The organism is Gemmatimonadota bacterium, assembly GCA_026705765.1.
GTDB lineage: Bacteria > Latescibacterota > UBA2968 > UBA2968 > UBA2968 > VXRD01.
On the sequence record JAPPAB010000086.1, the window covers coordinates 34,955 to 51,619 of the forward strand.

Here is a 16,665-nt window from a genome sequence, read left to right on the forward strand (position 1 = left end):
CTTTTCTCGTTCCCCTTTTCTCCCGGGTACCGTTTTATGCGCCTTCTTCCATTTTTCCTGCTCCTGTGCGTCGGATGTGGCGACCACTTGCCCGAATCCCTCGGTCCCGCCCGCAAACTCATCGTACTGGCCGACTCTACCGACTGGCAGAAGCTGGAAGATCCCCTCCGCGAAATTTTTGAAACCGTTATCTATACACCTCAAGCCGAGCGCATTTATGAAATAGCATGGGGCGATGTCAATTTCCTCAAGGCACACAAACACGAACAGCGCAAAAGCCTTATGGTTATCGCGCCCCTCAATGCCAGTCATCCCACAGCGCAATTCGTCAAAGAAATACTCAGCCCCGAAGTGCAACAAACCATTTTGGATGGTCGCGCGGGTGTGACATGGAAAAAAGACGTGTGGGCGAAAGATCAAACCCTCTATATCGTATCGGGAAAAGATATAGACACCACCATTGAAAACCTCTTTATGGAATCCGATCGCCTGTACAGCACCCTGGAAGAGGCCGTTGATCACAGCGTGCGAGAAAATGTTTACAGCTTTGGCGAACGCAAAGACGTCACCCAGGAACTCGCCGAGACCTATGGCTGGAATGTTCGCGTGCCCTTTGGCTATCGCATCCTCGAAACCTATCCCAACTTTGTCGTGCTTGCCCGGGACAACCCCAACCGCTGGCTTTCCGTCTATTGGGAAGACGATGTACACCCCGATCAACTCACCGAAGACTGGGTTATTCAAAAGCGCGACGACATCATGGGACGATGGTTTGGTGGCGACCGCATCGTCCACGGCGAAGTTGCCGTTGGACAGGTCGAATTTGCGGGCAAACTCGCCGTAGTACTTCAGGGCCTTTGGGAAAATGAAGCCGAGTGGAAAGGCGGCCCCTTCAAAAGCTATGCTTTTGTCGATGTCGATCTCAACCGACTATTTTTCATCGACATAGGCCTTTACTCACCCAACAAAAAAAAGGCCCCCATTTTGAGAAGAGTGGATCTCGTCGCCAAATCTTTCACCATTCACCACGCGTTTTTTCAAGACAAATGAACTATAACCCCGAAAATCCCCTCATCATCCAGAGCGACCTCACGGTTCTCGTCGAAGTCAACTCGCCCAGATACGAAGCGGCGCGAGATCGGCTCGTGCGCTTTGCCGAACTGGAAAAAAGCCCCGAGCACATACACACGTACCGCGTCAACCCCCTCTCGCTCTGGAATGCAGCCGCAGCCGGCGTCACTACCGAAGAAATCATCGCCACCCTCGAAACCTACGGCAAATACGACATTCCCCAGAATGTGGGCGTTGAAATCCGAGAGGCAATGAGTCGCTATGGCAAAGTCTATCTCGACAAAGAAGGCGACGCGCTCATCCTGTCTTCCGAAGACCCGCTAATCATCCTTGAAATCTGTCGCCACAAAACCGTACAGCCCTATATTGAAAAGCGGCTCAACGCCCATCGCATCAGCATTTTGCCTCTCTATCGAGGGCACCTCAAACAGGCTCTCACGCGCATCGGATTCCCGGTCAAAGATCGCGCGGGATATCTCAGAGGTAGAACGCTCAAATTTCAACATCGCCAGACTGCGCTATCGGGCAATCCCTTTGCGCTGCGCGATTATCAGCGCGAGGCCGTCGATATATTCCACGCGGGCGGCGGTCCCGATGGCGGAAGCGGCACAGTAGTCTTGCCCTGCGGCGCGGGCAAAACCATTGTGGGCATGGCCGCGATGAATACCCTCCAGTGCGAAACTCTGATCCTGACCACCAATATCACGGCGTCTCGCCAGTGGAAAGCAGAACTCATCGACAAAACGAGCCTCACCGACGACCAGATAGGCGAATATTCTGGCGAGCGCAAAGAGATTCGGCCCGTTACTATTGCCACGTACAATATCCTGACCTATCGCAAGAGCAGGGAGGAAGACTTCCCCCACTTCGGCATTTTCAATCAGGGCAATTGGGGCCTCATTATCTACGACGAAGTTCACCTGCTTCCCGCGCCTGTATTTCGCTTTACCGCCGAATTGCAATCCCGGCGTCGTCTGGGCCTCACAGCCACCCTCGTGCGCGAAGATGGCCTCGAAACCGATGTCTTTTCGCTCATCGGACCCAAGCGATACGATGTGCCCTGGCGAGAACTCGAATCCAGTGGTTGGATAGCAACCGCGGAATGCTGTGAAATTCGCATGCCATTGCCTCAGGGCAAGCGGCTCAGCTATGCCATAGCAGACAGACGCGCAAAATTCCGCATTGCATCGGAAAATGCCGACAAAATCCACATGGTCAAGCACCTGCTCAAAAAACACGAGGGCGACCAGATCCTCGTCATTGGGCAATACATCCGCCAGGTCGAATATATTGCACGAGAACTCGACGCCCCGTTAATCATGGGCAAAACCCCTACCGAAGACCGCGACCACCTCTACGAAGCATTTCGAAAGGGCAAAATCAAGATCCTCGTCGTATCCAAAGTCGCCAATTTTGCCGTCGATCTGCCCGACGCCAGCGTCGCCATTCAGATTTCTGGCACTTATGGATCGCGCCAGGAAGAAGCCCAGCGCCTCGGGCGCATTCTGCGTCCCAAATCCGACGGTAGCCTGGCTCATTTTTACACCCTCGTCACGCGCGATACCCGCGAACAAGAATTTGCCCGAAACCGCCAGACTTTCCTCACCGAACAGGGCTATCGCTACACCATTCGAGACGCAGACGATGTCTTTGATGAAGCGTGAAAAACATGGCCTTCCGCAAGACCAGATTTTACGCCGCGATTGAACTGCCCCGCCCGATCAATTGTCTCATAACCTTTGCCTCAGTACTCCTCGGCGGCTGGCTGGGGATTCACAGAATCACCGAACCCCTGCTTTTTGCCGCGCTATCCGCCGCCCTCATCACAGCGGGAGGCAACGCGCTCAACGACCTGTGTGGCATCACCGAAGACCGCATAAACAAACCACACCGCCCACTCCCCTCGGGCCGTTTATCCCCCAGCACCGCCCGCATAGAAATGGGAATTTTCCTCCTCGCGGGCATTCTCCTCGCCCTCCCTTTGCCAACGGCTGCCCTCGCCATTGCCCTCATTGCCATCGCAAGCCTGATCCTTTACAATACCTATCTCAAACGCGTACCGCTCATCGGCAATCTCACGGTAAGTGCGCTCGGCGGTCTGGCATTCCTCTATGGCGGCGCAGCCGTCCAGGTCATATCTGCCCCCTATCTCATTGTGGGCTTTGCCTTTCTGTTTCACCTGGGGCGCGAACTTCTCAAAGACCTCGAAGACAGCGCGGGCGACCGCCAGTTATCCGGCGGCACCGTACCCATCTCCTGGGGCGAAAATATCGCGCGTATTCTGATCACCGGCATCTTTGCAATCCTCATCATCGCGACCCCATTGCCCGCGCTCCTGGGCATTTACGGTTCGATTTATCTCAGCCTGATTATCCTCCTCAATCTTTTACTCATCTTTGTCCTCATCCGCCTCTGGCAAAAAGACACACTCGGATACCTGAACAAACTGCTCAAAGCGGGAATGCTACTGGGACTCGCCGCTTTTCTTTTTACTTAAAAACTAACGTGAGGTTGCTGGCGAAGATTATTGGCGAGTAAACACCGCGCCAACCTTGAATATGCGGACAAAATTGGCTATACTAAACGCAGCATTGAATTGGATAACCCCGCCCGCTGAGGAAAAGATAGGGATAATCCATCGCTTCGGACCTGGCCAACCCTTACCTGAGTTCCTTTTTTATGAACCCCACCAACCGCATTGCACAACTCGTTGAACAACTCAACGAACACAATTACCGATACGCCGTACTCAATGATCCCGCGATTTCCGACCGGGATTACGACATACTCATGCGCAAACTGAGCGATCTGGAAGCGCGACATCCCGATCTGATCCAGCCCGATTCCCCCACACAGCGCGTAACCTCTGACCTCACCCGAGAATTTCCAACCGTACAACACGACATTCCCATGCTCAGTTTGGACAACACCTATTCAGAAGACGAACTCAGAGACTTTGAAGACCGCATCCGCCGCGAATTGCCCGATGAAGAACTACAATATGTTGCCGAACTCAAAATCGACGGTGTTGCCCTGAGCTTGATCTACGAAAACGGCCTGCTCATCCGCGGCGTCACCCGCGGCAATGGCACACAGGGCGAAGACATAACACCCAATGTAAAAACCATTAAATCCATACCCATCCGCCTCAAAACCTGTGCCGAAAGCATGTCCTCGAATGATTCTATCGGGGAGGGGTTATTCAGTAACCCCGTACCCTACTGCGAAATCCGCGGCGAAGTCTATCTCGATCACAACACATTTGACGCGATCAACGTCCAGCGCGAAAAAAACGAGGAAAACCCCTTCGCCAATCCACGCAACGCAACATCTGGCTCCCTCAAATTACAAGACGCACAACAGGTCGCCGAGCGCAGCCTGAGCTTTTTCGCGTACTCCTTTCGCTCGCCCGCCATACAGCTACCAACCCATGGCGAAAACCTCTCCTACCTCGAACGCCTGGGCCTGCCCGTCAACACCAACCGCGCCCTATGCGACAATATTGACGACATCATCGCCCAGGCTCGAGAATGGCAGGAAAAACGCCCGGATTTACCCTATGACATCGACGGCATAGTCATCAAAGTCAACAGCATTGCACAGCAAAACAAACTCGGTGCCACATCCAAAAGCCCCCGCTGGGCAATCTCCTACAAATATTCAGCCGAGCAGGCCGAAACCGTGCTCAAACGCATTACCCTTCAAGTCGGGCGCACAGGCGTCATCACCCCGGTGGCAAACCTCGAACCCGTGCAATTGGCGGGCACCACAGTCAGCCGCGCCACGTTGCACAACGCCGAAGAACTCGAACGCAAAGACATCCGGGAAGGCGATACGGTCATCCTCGAAAAAGGCGGCGACGTCATCCCCAAAGTCGTGCGTGTGGTCACTGCCAAACGCGCAAAAGACACCGTCGCGTTCAAATTCCCAAAAAACTGCCCTGTCTGCAAGGCTCCTCTCACTGAAGACGAAACCGAAGTCGCCACCCGCTGTGAAAATCCTCAGTGTCCCGCGCAACTCAAAGGCAATATCCGCCACTTTGCCTCGCGCACGGCAATGGACATTGAGGGACTGGGGACTGCCCTCGTCGAACAACTCGTAGATAACAAACTCATCCGCGATGTCGGCGATCTCTATAACCTCAAATTAGACGAACTCGCCGACCTCGAACGCATGGCAGAAAAATCGGCTCAAAACGTCCTCAACGCGCTCGAAGCGAGCAAACAACAACCCTTTCACCGCGTACTCTTCGCCCTGGGCATTCGCCACATCGGTGCCACAGTTGCGCGCGCACTATCCGACAACTTCCACAGCATTGACCGCCTGCGCGACACACCGCCCGAAGAAATCGAAGCCGTACACGAAATAGGTACTGCCATAGCAGAAAGCATCCACGCATACCTCAACATCGACAGCAACTGGGCCATCGTCGAAAAACTCCGCGCAGCAGGCATCAATCTCGAATCCGAAGCCCCTGCCGACACAGGTCCCAAACCCCTCGACGGCAAAACAGTAGTCGTTACCGGCACCTTCACCCGCTGGGGCCGCCAACAAGCCCAGGACCTCATCCGCGCCCTCGGCGGCAAACCCACCTCCAGCGTCAGCGGCAAAACCACCCTCGTCATCGCAGGGGAAAAGGCAGGCTCCAAACTCGCAAAAGCCGAGCAGCTAAATATCGCAATCCTCAACGAAGAGGAATTTTTTAGCAAATACATCGGCGAAGAAAACGCATAGTCTGAATCGGCTTTTTGCTTGACAGACCCACCCCATTTTGTTACCCTTAATCGCGTATAGATGTGGGGCCGTAGCTCAACTGGGAGAGCGTTTGACTGGCAGTCAAAAGGTCGGCGGTTCGATCCCGCTCGGCTCCACTTTTTTTTAGGCACTTGTGTTTGCAAGTGTCTTATTTTTACTGTACCCACCATGAAACTACGCACCGCGCTCACGCAATATCCGTTCGAAACGCTGTGTCAAATTGCCCGCGACGTGGGTATTGATCCCGGTGGCAGCAACAAAACCATCCTCGCCGACGCCCTCTGCCGCATACTTCCCGACCCTGAGAACGTAGCAAAACGCCTCAGTTCCCTATCGCCTGAACAGCGCGCGATGGTACAGACCCTCGCCGCCGAAGGGGGCGAGCTTTTAGAAGCCGAAGCCGTTGAAAAATTTGCCAACGGATTTCTTCCCCGCCTCCATGCACAACTCAGTGACCTGATCGGTCTCGTATTCCGAGACGCGCACACCCTGGACGATTCGTGTGTTCTAATCGGCATTCCCGAATCGCTACTCAAATCCATCCCCATTCCCGACGCAGATCAGGGCAGGTTGCTCGCCATTATGAAACCCGTCTCTGTGGGTTTGCTCCGAGCCTTTGCAGATCAGATTGGTCTGAGCCTTTCAGACACGCGCAAACCCATCGTGTCCAACGCCATAAGAGATGCCCTGATCGATATAAAAACACTGCATGCCTACCTCAACACACTCAGCGAAGACCGCCGCGCTATTCTCGATTTATTTCTCCCCGCCAACGCGATTACGCGCAGCGAAGTCGCCGATAAATTGGGAGAATCCGCAGTCCGTGAATTGGAGGACATGCTCTGGAAAATGCCGATCTTTTACGCGCCAAACCGCGATCTTCACGCCCTAAATGCCGCGATATGTCTCGCTTCAGACCTTTGCGCTACCCTGTCCAAAATCGCCCGATCCCAGGGTGGGCAACTCGAAAGCAACCTCGAAGCTCTCCTTGAAACCTCCGACACCGCTCCCGCTGCGATACGCGAGAATACCGCCTTTCTCATCCGGGATCTGACCACATTGCTCGGTATTGTTGCACAACGCTTGCCCCGCAGACTCAAACACGGCGGCATATCTAAAACTGATTTGCGCGACGCGAGCAAATACTGCCATATCCAGGACGATCCGGGCTATATTGAATTTCTCACGCTCTTTGCCGAAACAACGGGACTGGTAAAACCCCATAATACAGCCTGGCATACCGCCTCAGATGCCGGCACCCGGGTAGGGCAAATCATCGACATCCGCAAGGCGTGCTTTGAATTCTGGTTTCGCAGCGAGCGGTGGAATGAGTGGTCTTCCGATCGCACCAAAGCCACCAGTGCCCGAATGCAAGTACTCAGGAATATCCGCAGTGAAATCGTGCGAAGCCTTCGGCATTGCCCCGCCGCCACATGGATGAAGTATCCATCGTATTATCAATTTCTGACGCGCCTTTCAGAGCCTTTTCGACATTTTGCCAAAGACCCATCCCATACCGGAACCACCGCCGATGAATTGCTGCGCCGCACCATCACGGGTGCGCTCACCTATATGGGCGTCGTCCGCGTGGGCAACTTCCCCGATTTTTCCACACCATTGCAGCAAAGCAAAGAGGCGGTCTTTCAGATCACCCCTGCGGGCTATGCCCTGTTGCACGACACGCATGACGATGCACTGACCGAACACATACCCCTGCAAAATCCAGAGGCAAAATTTGTTGTACAGCCCAATTTTGAAGTTCTATCCCCGCCGGATCTTCCCTGCGCGCACTATCTCAGACTGTGCGTCCTCGGAGACCTCAAAACACAGGATGTAATGGCGTGTTTCCATCTCTCCAGTGACTCGATTCGCCGCGCATTCGCACGCGGTTTGTCAGGAGACGAGATACGCTCATTTTTGACACAGCACAGCAAGAGCGGCCTGCCCGACATGGTCGATACTTTAATTGCCGAATGTGACGACAAATACGGTGAAATCGAAATCCTCCCCGCCATCGGACGAGTCAAAACCGCCACGCGAGAATTGCTCGACGAACTCTACGCTCAGCCCCGCATTGCCCAGGCATTGGACGACCGCATTTCTCCGACTATTGCAACCCTCAACAATGCGACAAACCCCGAATCCCTGATTCAAATCCTCCAGCAACAAGGCTATTTGCCACACCTCTCTCGGGAGTGACACCCTAATACCCGTGTATATAATGCCCGCCTTCGGGAAACCAGATCAAATCAATCAAAAAAGAACATCCCACAGCGAACACATACCCCACAATCAACCCATAACAACACGGCTTAACCCTTCGGTAAAGTGAAATACCCCCGAAACTGAGAACCAGCAATTTGCTCAGCCACACCAGAAAAATATCCAGCACATAGAGCCGAACATAACCGCTCGACATCAGCATCACACCCAGCGGGTGAAACGGCCACCAGGAAAACCGACTCTGCATCACCTGAATAACCCCCGCAGCCACGCCACCCAGAACCCACACGCCAATTTTTCCCGGATCGGTCACAGTCGGATTCGTTTCTGCCACCGCCTTGGCAATCCCCTCGTACATCCCCACTGGCGCGCCCACCAGAGACCATGTGCGGAAAGTGCTCCCCCCCGATTCATAGCAGATGGCAACTGTGTAAATAATTGCCGATAGCATCCCCAGCATCAAGCTCCCAATCACCACCCACCCAACCCGCTTTGCAGGCCTCACCAGGCGTTCCACATGGGGCAATGCTGCCGGCAAACGCCAACCTGCCAGCAAACGCCAATTCACCAGCCGAAGTCCTACCAGCGTAGATTCCTGCATCTGGCTGGCTCCCACTGTCATATCCAGAATCGATGTCCCGAAACTCGGAAACAGATAGGCAAACCCACTCGCCGCCAAAAACTTCATCACCACCAAAATACTCGCCCAGAACAACAACAGCCAGGCCAGGCCAATCCCCGCGCTATAACCTGCGCTGTACAGCCAGAAAACCATATAAATACCGCCCCCCAAAATCCCACACACAGCTAAGCGGGGAGACAAAATAGTCGTTTCTGCCTCCCCACCTGCAGGCGGGCGTAACACCTGTCTGAAAACCTTTCGCAGATGACCGCGAGCAACCCAAATTGCCCAGATCGCCAGCCCCATGCTCACACCATGAGTAAACAGGCCCAAAATTGCAGTGGGTTTAGCCTCTTGCCCGGCTAAACCCACGGAAAACCCAACCCTGGACATCCCGTAAAGTCCCGCCTGCCCGGTCAGCCACAAAGACCAGATGCTAAACAGGATATTCAGATCGCACAAAAATGTGAACCCCAGCACAGGGGGCAAAAGCCGATAAGAGAACGGCTGCAAATAACGCGACAAGGCAGCGCCCCTTGGACCCCTTGGACCGTAATAAGGGTCAAAAATCGCCAGTCTGGGAAAACCCGGCGTCCAGTATTCGATCAGATTCCACAACAATGGGAGAGCCGCCACGACAAACCCCACCCAGAACAGCCAGTTCCGCATAAACGGAGGCCAGCCGCGCTTGCCGTCGAACCCTTCCGTCAAATTGAGCGGAACCTGCGCCAGGGGATACGTCAGCCGTTCGTGCCGAACCCACTGCTTCTGAAACACCGCCGTCAAACCCAGCCCAATAGCCGTCATCGCCACCCCGGCGGACATCGCCCAAAAAATCGGCGCTATCCACGCACCCCAGGGCACTGTCGCACCTTCCTCCAGCCCCAGAAAAAAACCCTCTGTCACCCCTGGGAAATTCGAGGGAAACATCCACCAGGGTAAATAGTCAAAAATCAACTCCTGCCACCGATTCTCGGGCGACGCATAATATCTCGGTGCCGCCATCGCGCCTACCCACTGCGTAATCCAGTTATACCCCGCAAACGACCCGCCCACCCAGAGCATGCTCAACGCCAGCCTCAACTCTGCAGAAGTCATAGACAGACGAGGCACGAACCGCTTCAAAAAAGCATTCACCAGAAGCCAGGCCACAAAGGGCAACAACACCGCCAGAGGCAGGTTCGCCATCGCCATATGTGCAGAACGAGATTTGAACTCCAAAAACGTTGCGGCAACACAGGCAAAAACCAATGTGGCCGAGAAAAGCGCCACGACAGTCCAGCGCAGGCTATCCTCGGCCAACTCAGATGATGGGAAAAGTTTCCTTTTGATTTCAGCCATTTTACACACTACTCCACTGCACCGTAATGCGGTCCCCATTCCGCCGCAATCTCTCGACCAAGGGCTTCAAGAGCAATACCATCCGCAGCATTCAGCGGCGTAAATCGCCGCGCCCACGCCAGATTCTGCACGAGCTCAGCCTCCGAAAACATGCCGATCACAGCAGTGCAAACGCCGGGCAATCCCAGCGCGTAACGCAATGCTGCCTCGTGATCGTGTGGCCCATGCGCGGCCAGAGCCGAAGTCCTGGGCGTTTGATACGTCATACCCTGCGCCCCGCCGTAAACCTTCATCGCCGCCACGCCCACATCCCGCTCATACGCCAGAGGTAACACCTCATTCTCAAAATTATAAGTATAGCGATCCGCGAGATTTACGGCGAGCATCACCACATCTATATCCGCCTCCCGCAACACCCTGGCAGTCCTCCAGGGTGCATTGTGCGCAGTAATCCCTACAAATCGCGTCCAACCCCGCCGCTGGACTTCCCGCAGCCCTGCCAGCACACCATCGGGAGCCAGCACCCGATCTACATCTCTATTGCCCATCGAATGCACATAAACCAGATCCACGTGATCCGTCTGCAAATCTTTCAGCCCATTCTCCAATATCTTCAGAGCTTGTTCCGCTTCATCTGCCGCTGTCTTGGTCACCAAAAACACCTCATCTCGTCGCTCCGCCATCACCTGCCCCAGTTGAACATGCGCCCGACCATATCCAGGCGCCGTATCAATATACGTCACCCCCAGGTCAATCGCCTTATGGCAAAGCGCAATGGCGTCCTCGTCTGAAAGCCCCATCCCACCGGGGGCAGATCCATACCCCAGAATGGGCACCCGCTCTCCGGTCTTGCCCAGGACCCTATGGGGAATCGTGCTCGTCGCGACCTCTCGTACAGTATCCTGCGCCATAATACCCTCCTTGTTTGGCCTAACCACCTGCCCGTAATATGACACCACAAGACTCGTCTTGTCAACATTTGATCTGTTGTGTGGCTTGATTTTTATATTCAGCCCCTTATATTGCTCTGCGTCTCCTCAATCAAAACGAAAAACCCAATGCCTGTGGGAGGAACTGTGACCAAAATGAACGTATTATTCATCGCCGTAGATGATCTCCGTCCTCAACTCGGTTGTTATGGTCAGGATTTCGTACAGTCGCCGAACATCGATCAATTGGCCGCAGAGGGCGTCCTCTTTGAGCGGGCTTACTGCCAGCAAGCCGTGTGCGCGCCTTCTCGGGCGAGTGTTCTGAGTGGCTGCCGCCCGGACACGACGACAATTTACGATCTACAAACCCCTTTGCGGTCCGTGATGCCCGATGTCCTCTCGCTACCACAGCACTTCAAGCAGTACGGCTACGAGACGCGATCCATCGGGAAAATTTATCACCATCGAAGCGACGATCTGCAAGGATGGTCAGCAGAACCACACGTCTCAACGGGAGATTGGAAGGGACGGGGCTACCTGACAGATGAAGCGATGGAAGTAATCGAGCGAACAGATGCACAGATAGCTGCTACGGGATCCACGCGACGGGGTATGGGACCCGCTTTCGAAGCCGCAGATGTTCCAGACAACGCCTATCACGACGGCAAGGATGCCGATCACGCCATCAAAACACTCAACGAATTGCGCGATCAACCCTTCTTCCTCGCCGTGGGCTTTCACAAACCCCATCTGCCCTTCAACGCTCCCAAGCATCACTGGGACGTTTACGATCGGGAAGCATTGCCACTCGCCCTGAATACCAGCGCACCGGAAAACGTCACCGAGTACTCTCTGACCGAATTCGGAGAACTTCGCGGCTACTTCGGAATGCCCAAGGAGGGACCGATACCCGAGGACCTGGCGCGCACACTGGTCCACGGCTACTGCGCATGTGTCTCGTATATGGACGCGCAGGTCGGTCGCGTGCTCGACGAAGTCGAACGCCTGGGCCTCAAAGACAACACAGTTGTCATCCTGTGGGGAGACCACGGCTGGAAACTCGGCGAACACGGCAGTTGGTGCAAACACACGAACTTCGACATCGATACCCATGCCCCAATGATCGTCCGCTCCCCAGAACGCGGCAAGTCGGGTGCAAAGGCATCTGGTCTTACGGAATTTGTCGATATGTACCCGTCGCTGTGCGACCTGTGCGACCTGCCGCTACCCGATCATCTCGAGGGTCAGAGCTTTGTCCCCTTGATGGAAGATCCCGACAGGACCTGGAAACAGGCGGCCTTCAGCCAGTATCCACGCACGGGCGTGATGGGCTACACCATCAAGACCAACGACTTCCGCTACACAGAGTGGCAATCGAGGGATACAGGAGAGGTAAAGGCACGCGAGCTTTACGATCATCGAGAAGATGCTGCAGAAAACGTCAATGCCGCGGAAGACATTCGCTATGCCGAAACAGTGAGCGAACTCGAGAAAGTACTAAAAAAAGGTTGGGAAACCGCGAGAGCGTAGCCGTCCTGAACTTGCCTTTTGTTCACAAGGCGGTATATTGTCTATATGTGTTACCATAAATTTCCACGGAACTGATTATGACCATCAAATATTCTCTTCGCGAGCCCATCGCGCCTGGCAACACCCTGATGGAGAAATTCCAGGCCCTCAAAGAACTCGGCTTTTCCGGCATTGAAATCACCGATAGCAGCACCGCAGATTTTGCAGATGAGATCAAAGCAGCCACAGACGCAACGGGCATCGTGCCCAATATTTGTTCTGCCCGAGGCGGCAATCGCCTGCTCGACGCGCGTTCCCAGGAACGCCGCACAGCCGTAAAATCCATTAACGACGCCCTCACCCTGTGTGCTGAAGTCGGCGGCGTAGGCGTGATTTTTCCACCGCTTATCGGCATCAAAATGGGCGGTGGCGAACGCATTCCCGATCTTTCTCCCCTGTACAGCACATCTGCACTTGAAAAAGATCTCCTCATCGAAATTCTAAAACAAGACATCGCACCACATGCCGAAGCGTGCGACAGTCTTCTGATCATAGAACCCCTGAACCGCTACGAACAGTGGTGGCCCTGCACAGTTGCCCAGGGCGTTGAAATCTGCGAAGCTGTGGGCAGCCCAGCTATTGCCACCATGGCCGATCTCTTCCACATGAGCATCGAAGAAGCCGACCTCGCCGAAGCCATCCGCGCAGGGGGCAAACACATCGCCAATGTGCATCTCGCCGATAGCAATCGTATCTTGCCGGGCTATGGTCACACGGATTTTGGTCCCCCGCTCAAAGCACTGTCCGACATCGGCTACGAGCACTACTGCGGCTTTGAATGCAGCATCCCCCCGGGCGATGCGAGAGCAGAACTTCGAAAATCTATGGATTATCTCAACAGCCACTTGTAGTCCAAACACAAGATCCCAAAACTGGAGGTACACGCCATGTCTGAACCCTCAGAAAAAAGCCTTAAAAGAATGCAGATATACACGGAAAAATACTGGGAAAAAACCGGGACATCGCCGCATCCGACCCGAGAAGTCGCCGACACAGTCATCTGCGGTCTTGCAGAAAACATCGATGAACTGGGCCGTCCGCTTTGCCCCTGCAACTTTTATCCCGACAAAAAGGCCGAACTCGAACGCAGCCGCGAATGGGTCTGCGCCTGTGACGAAATGAAAATCTTCAAATACTGTCACTGCCTGCTCTTTGTCACCCCCGAAGGCATGCCCATTACCGAATACTTACCCGAAGATCACGAAGGCCGCCAGGTCTATGGCCTCATAAAAGACCCCACTCCAGACAAGGGCCGCGAACTGCGCCGCAAAGCCGAAGAAAAAATCGCCGAATGGAAAGCGGAAAAAGAATAAGCTTCGACAAAACCCACCTCCCCCCCGCTCAATTTGAATGCGTGGTCATCGCCGACACGCATTACATGATTGACGTTGGCGACCGCCCTCTCGAATTTGAATCGCGCCGCGTGCAAACCCAGCGCGCTGGCACAGCCCTGCAACAGGTATCAGATATTGGGGCTGACTTTGTCATCCACATGGGCGACCTCGTCCAGGAATATCCCGAAACGCCGGACTTCAAACGCGCGATGCTCGAAGCGCGCGATCAGATACGCGCCTGCAATACTTCTCCCCACTATGTCGCTGGCAATCACGACATCGGCGATAAAACCGATCCCACCATGCCCACCCATGCGGCAACCGCAGAATCGCTCGCGTTCTTCCACGATCTCTTTGGACCCTCCTGGTACAGTTTTGACCGCGACGATTGTCATTTTATCGTAATCAACTCCCAGATCCTCAACTCAAAACTCTCTGAAGCAGACGACCAGTGGGAATGGTTTGAATCCGATCTTGAAAAACACAAAAATCAGCGGCTCTTCCTCTTTTTTCACCTCCCCCTCTATCTTTGGGATAAAAATGAGCCGGGATTGGGACACTACGACAATATCAGCCCGCCAGATCGAGACCGCCTCCTCGCATTGATTCAAAAATACGGGATCGAACGCCTCTTCGCAGCACACGTACACTATCCCTTTTACGACAAAATCGGCAAATCGCGCTATCTCATCACCCCTTCTACGTCTTTTACGCGCCCGGGATTCGGCCATCTCTACGCCAGCCCTCCCCCACCCGAACAGGGGCGAGACGACACGGGCAAGCTGGGATTTTATCTCCTCCGCATACGCGCCGATCACACCGACATCCACTTCATCCGCACAAACGGCGAAATAAAACGCCCTGCTCTCGACCACCTCGTCACCTGCACATCCGCCAATCTATCTTCTCCTGTGGGACTCACTCTCCGCCACCCCATCACGCCCATTGCGGAAGTCCCAATCGCCTATCCCTCTGTCATACGTCAAAAAGTGCGCAATGACCAGCATCTTCTGGCCTGCATAGAACTCGGTGCTAAATTCGCGCGCTTTCCCTGGCGCGACCTGCGCGACCCCTTCCAGCGCACGCGCCTCGAAATGCTCCGATCCGAAGGAATAACGCCCATTGCTACATTCCTCGAACCGCGCATCGCCTCATTGCCCGAACACATCAAAGCCAACCTCGATCTCATACAGAATTGGGAAATTCAAATATCTAATCCCGCGCAACTACCCGATGAAGTTTGCGAAACACTCAACCGATGTGCAGAACTCGCAGAACTCTCGATTTGCCCGATCATCCCCAACGAGCGCGTACACGGCAAACAACACCTGCGAACCCGAATGGGTTATCACCTCGACGAACTCGAAAGCCTCCAAAACACCAATATTCACCTTCAGCGCGTCCTCTGTCGCGTGCCACCCACCGAATCGCCCTGGACCTATATCCAATCCCTTAGCGAATGCAAATACTCGAATATCGATCACATCGACATCTCACTCGAATTAGACGCGCAGAACGACAGCACCAATGCCCGCCGAATTGCCGAAGCCACATTTGCCATTGTCCGCCTACCAGATGCGCGCCTATTCATCGATTCGCTAACCGATTTCGACCGCACAATGGATGTCACTCATGGATTGCTCGACACCCTCTGCAATCCCCGTACGCCCTTTCACGCCCTGCGTTGTCTCAACACGCTCCTCAACAGTCCCGTTCACGACACCACCTTTACAGATCCCCGCGAAAAAATACAGGACAACAACCGCATCCTGTATCTCAACAACACCCATCGCAGACTCGCACTCGTACTACCTGCCCGAGCTATTGTCGGTCTCGACACCCTTGAATTTTCACTCGACACCAGCCCTGTTCGCATCTATCATCTATGCACGGGGGAAGTCGAAACAGTGTCTCGCGACGCCCAAATCAAAATACGGGATGGGTCGCCAATCCTGGTGATTGGGAGACTTGACCGCAGGAGGCCATTATGAAACCACAAAACCAGCGCTTTGAGTCCAATTATCCACTCGATGCAGATCAAATTTCCCAATGGGTAGAACAATTTAACAGAGACGGATTTCTATTTCTCGAAAATGTCTTGAAAGAAGAACACATCGCACAGCTCAAAGCGGATCTCGACTGGTCTCTCGCGCATTTTACCAGCCGAGACAAAGACCCCAATGGCAAGCTCAACCCACAAAGCAGCAAATCCAGCCACCGCCTGTGCCATCGCATGTTTGAGCACAGCCCGGCCAATCTCAACCTGTTTGACCTCGAACCCATCGTCAGCTTTGCCGAAGCCCTCGTTGAAGCAAATTGTCACGTTATACACAACAACTCCTTCATCACGCCCCCCGGCGGCGGCCTCACCACCTGGCATCAGGACGACGCCCCGCATTATGTTGTCACCGATGGCAAGCCCCCGACAAACATCCACCTTCCCGTACTCGTATTCACCTGCAATTATTATCTCACCGATGTCACAAAAATCGAACATGGCGGCACAGAAGTCATCCCGGGATCACATCTCATTGGAGAAAGCCCTCGCCAGGTTGCATGGGAAAAATGGCAGGACAAAGTGCATTACAACCTCGGCAAAGCCGGTAGCGTCATCATGTTCAATAATCAGGTCTGGCACAGAGGGGGACCAAATCAGAGCAATCGCAGCCGCTACATCACGCAAATCACCTATGGCAGGCGGCTCATCGGCCACAAATACTATCCCTTTATGAACTACACCATGCCCGAGCATATCTATCGCAATGCAAACCCCAGACTCAAACGCCTGGTCGGATTTTTAGATCATGGAGCCTATGGATGA

Annotated in this window: 12 protein-coding genes and 1 tRNA gene; 11 read left to right on the forward strand and 2 right to left on the reverse strand. The window is 54.2% G+C overall.

Annotation, left to right across the window (positions count from 1 at the left end):
• Positions 1-36: 36 nt before the first annotated feature.
• From OXH16_11095 to OXH16_11120, 6 genes are all read left to right on the forward strand, one after another.
• Positions 37-1,050, forward strand: a complete 1,014-nt coding sequence (locus tag OXH16_11095; protein MCY3681935.1) for a DUF4837 family protein — start codon at positions 37-39, stop codon at positions 1,048-1,050.
• Positions 1,047-2,735, forward strand: coding sequence for a DEAD/DEAH box helicase (locus OXH16_11100; protein ID MCY3681936.1), 1,689 nt, complete (start codon positions 1,047-1,049; stop codon positions 2,733-2,735). Before OXH16_11095 ends, OXH16_11100 begins: the two co-directional genes overlap by 4 nt.
• A 5-nt stretch (positions 2,736-2,740) precedes the next feature.
• Positions 2,741-3,568: a geranylgeranylglycerol-phosphate geranylgeranyltransferase gene (locus OXH16_11105; protein ID MCY3681937.1), complete on the forward strand. Its 828-nt coding sequence runs from the start codon at positions 2,741-2,743 to the stop codon at positions 3,566-3,568.
• A 182-nt stretch (positions 3,569-3,750) separates the two neighbouring features.
• Positions 3,751-5,805 carry an NAD-dependent DNA ligase LigA gene (gene ligA / locus OXH16_11110; protein ID MCY3681938.1) on the forward strand — a complete coding sequence of 685 codons (2,055 nt, stop codon included), beginning with the start codon at positions 3,751-3,753 and terminating at the stop codon, positions 5,803-5,805.
• Between the two features lie 64 nt (positions 5,806-5,869).
• Positions 5,870-5,942, forward strand: a tRNA-Ala gene (locus OXH16_11115).
• A gap of 52 nt (positions 5,943-5,994) precedes the next feature.
• The gene (locus OXH16_11120) at positions 5,995-8,025 is read left to right on the forward strand and encodes a helicase-associated domain-containing protein (GenBank protein ID MCY3681939.1); all 2,031 of its coding nucleotides are present in this window, start codon (positions 5,995-5,997) and stop codon (positions 8,023-8,025) included.
• Between the two features lie 4 nt (positions 8,026-8,029).
• Here the strand turns inward: OXH16_11120 and OXH16_11125 are convergent, their stop codons facing one another.
• The gene (locus OXH16_11125; GenBank protein ID MCY3681940.1) at positions 8,030-10,012 is read right to left on the reverse strand and encodes a hypothetical protein; all 1,983 of its coding nucleotides are present in this window, start codon (positions 10,010-10,012) and stop codon (positions 8,030-8,032) included.
• An 8-nt stretch (positions 10,013-10,020) separates the two neighbouring features.
• On the reverse strand, positions 10,021-10,923 hold the full coding sequence (locus OXH16_11130) for an aldo/keto reductase (GenBank protein MCY3681941.1): 903 nt from the start codon (positions 10,921-10,923) through the stop codon (positions 10,021-10,023).
• Between the two features lie 174 nt (positions 10,924-11,097).
• Between OXH16_11130 and OXH16_11135 the strand changes: the two genes are divergently transcribed.
• The 5 genes from OXH16_11135 (at position 11,098) to OXH16_11155 (ending at position 16,665) form a co-directional block, all read left to right on the forward strand.
• Positions 11,098-12,471 (forward strand): sulfatase, encoded by a 1,374-nt coding sequence (locus OXH16_11135; GenBank protein MCY3681942.1) that lies wholly within the window; start codon positions 11,098-11,100, stop codon positions 12,469-12,471.
• A gap of 77 nt (positions 12,472-12,548) precedes the next feature.
• On the forward strand, positions 12,549-13,361 hold the full coding sequence (locus tag OXH16_11140; GenBank protein ID MCY3681943.1) for a sugar phosphate isomerase/epimerase: 813 nt from the start codon (positions 12,549-12,551) through the stop codon (positions 13,359-13,361).
• A gap of 36 nt (positions 13,362-13,397) precedes the next feature.
• Positions 13,398-13,823: a ferredoxin:thioredoxin reductase gene (locus tag OXH16_11145; protein MCY3681944.1), complete on the forward strand. Its 426-nt coding sequence runs from the start codon at positions 13,398-13,400 to the stop codon at positions 13,821-13,823.
• Complete coding sequence (locus OXH16_11150) at positions 13,802-15,835, forward strand: metallophosphoesterase (protein MCY3681945.1); 2,034 nt, start codon at positions 13,802-13,804, stop codon at positions 15,833-15,835. The genes OXH16_11145 and OXH16_11150 overlap by 22 nt, the downstream gene beginning before the upstream one ends.
• Positions 15,832-16,665, forward strand: coding sequence for a phytanoyl-CoA dioxygenase family protein (locus tag OXH16_11155; GenBank protein ID MCY3681946.1), 834 nt, complete (start codon positions 15,832-15,834; stop codon positions 16,663-16,665). The genes OXH16_11150 and OXH16_11155 overlap by 4 nt, the downstream gene beginning before the upstream one ends.

Excerpts from the sequence above, each read along its gene's own strand:
- OXH16_11155 (MCY3681946.1), top strand. The coding sequence starts at position 15,832 with ATGAAACCACAAAACCAGCGCTTTGAGTCCAATTATCCACTCGATGCA.
- OXH16_11130 (MCY3681941.1), bottom strand. The coding sequence starts at position 10,923 with ATGGCGCAGGATACTGTACGAGAGGTCGCGACGAGCACGATTCCCCAT.
- OXH16_11150 (MCY3681945.1), top strand. The coding sequence starts at position 13,802 with ATGGAAAGCGGAAAAAGAATAAGCTTCGACAAAACCCACCTCCCCCCC.
- OXH16_11095 (MCY3681935.1), top strand. The coding sequence starts at position 37 with ATGCGCCTTCTTCCATTTTTCCTGCTCCTGTGCGTCGGATGTGGCGAC.
- OXH16_11145 (MCY3681944.1), top strand. The coding sequence starts at position 13,398 with ATGTCTGAACCCTCAGAAAAAAGCCTTAAAAGAATGCAGATATACACG.
- ligA (MCY3681938.1), top strand. The coding sequence starts at position 3,751 with ATGAACCCCACCAACCGCATTGCACAACTCGTTGAACAACTCAACGAA.
- OXH16_11140 (MCY3681943.1), top strand. The coding sequence starts at position 12,549 with ATGACCATCAAATATTCTCTTCGCGAGCCCATCGCGCCTGGCAACACC.
- OXH16_11100 (MCY3681936.1), top strand. The coding sequence starts at position 1,047 with ATGAACTATAACCCCGAAAATCCCCTCATCATCCAGAGCGACCTCACG.
- OXH16_11125 (MCY3681940.1), bottom strand. The coding sequence starts at position 10,012 with ATGGCTGAAATCAAAAGGAAACTTTTCCCATCATCTGAGTTGGCCGAG.
- OXH16_11120 (MCY3681939.1), top strand. The coding sequence starts at position 5,995 with ATGAAACTACGCACCGCGCTCACGCAATATCCGTTCGAAACGCTGTGT.
- OXH16_11135 (MCY3681942.1), top strand. The coding sequence starts at position 11,098 with ATGAACGTATTATTCATCGCCGTAGATGATCTCCGTCCTCAACTCGGT.
- OXH16_11105 (MCY3681937.1), top strand. The coding sequence starts at position 2,741 with ATGGCCTTCCGCAAGACCAGATTTTACGCCGCGATTGAACTGCCCCGC.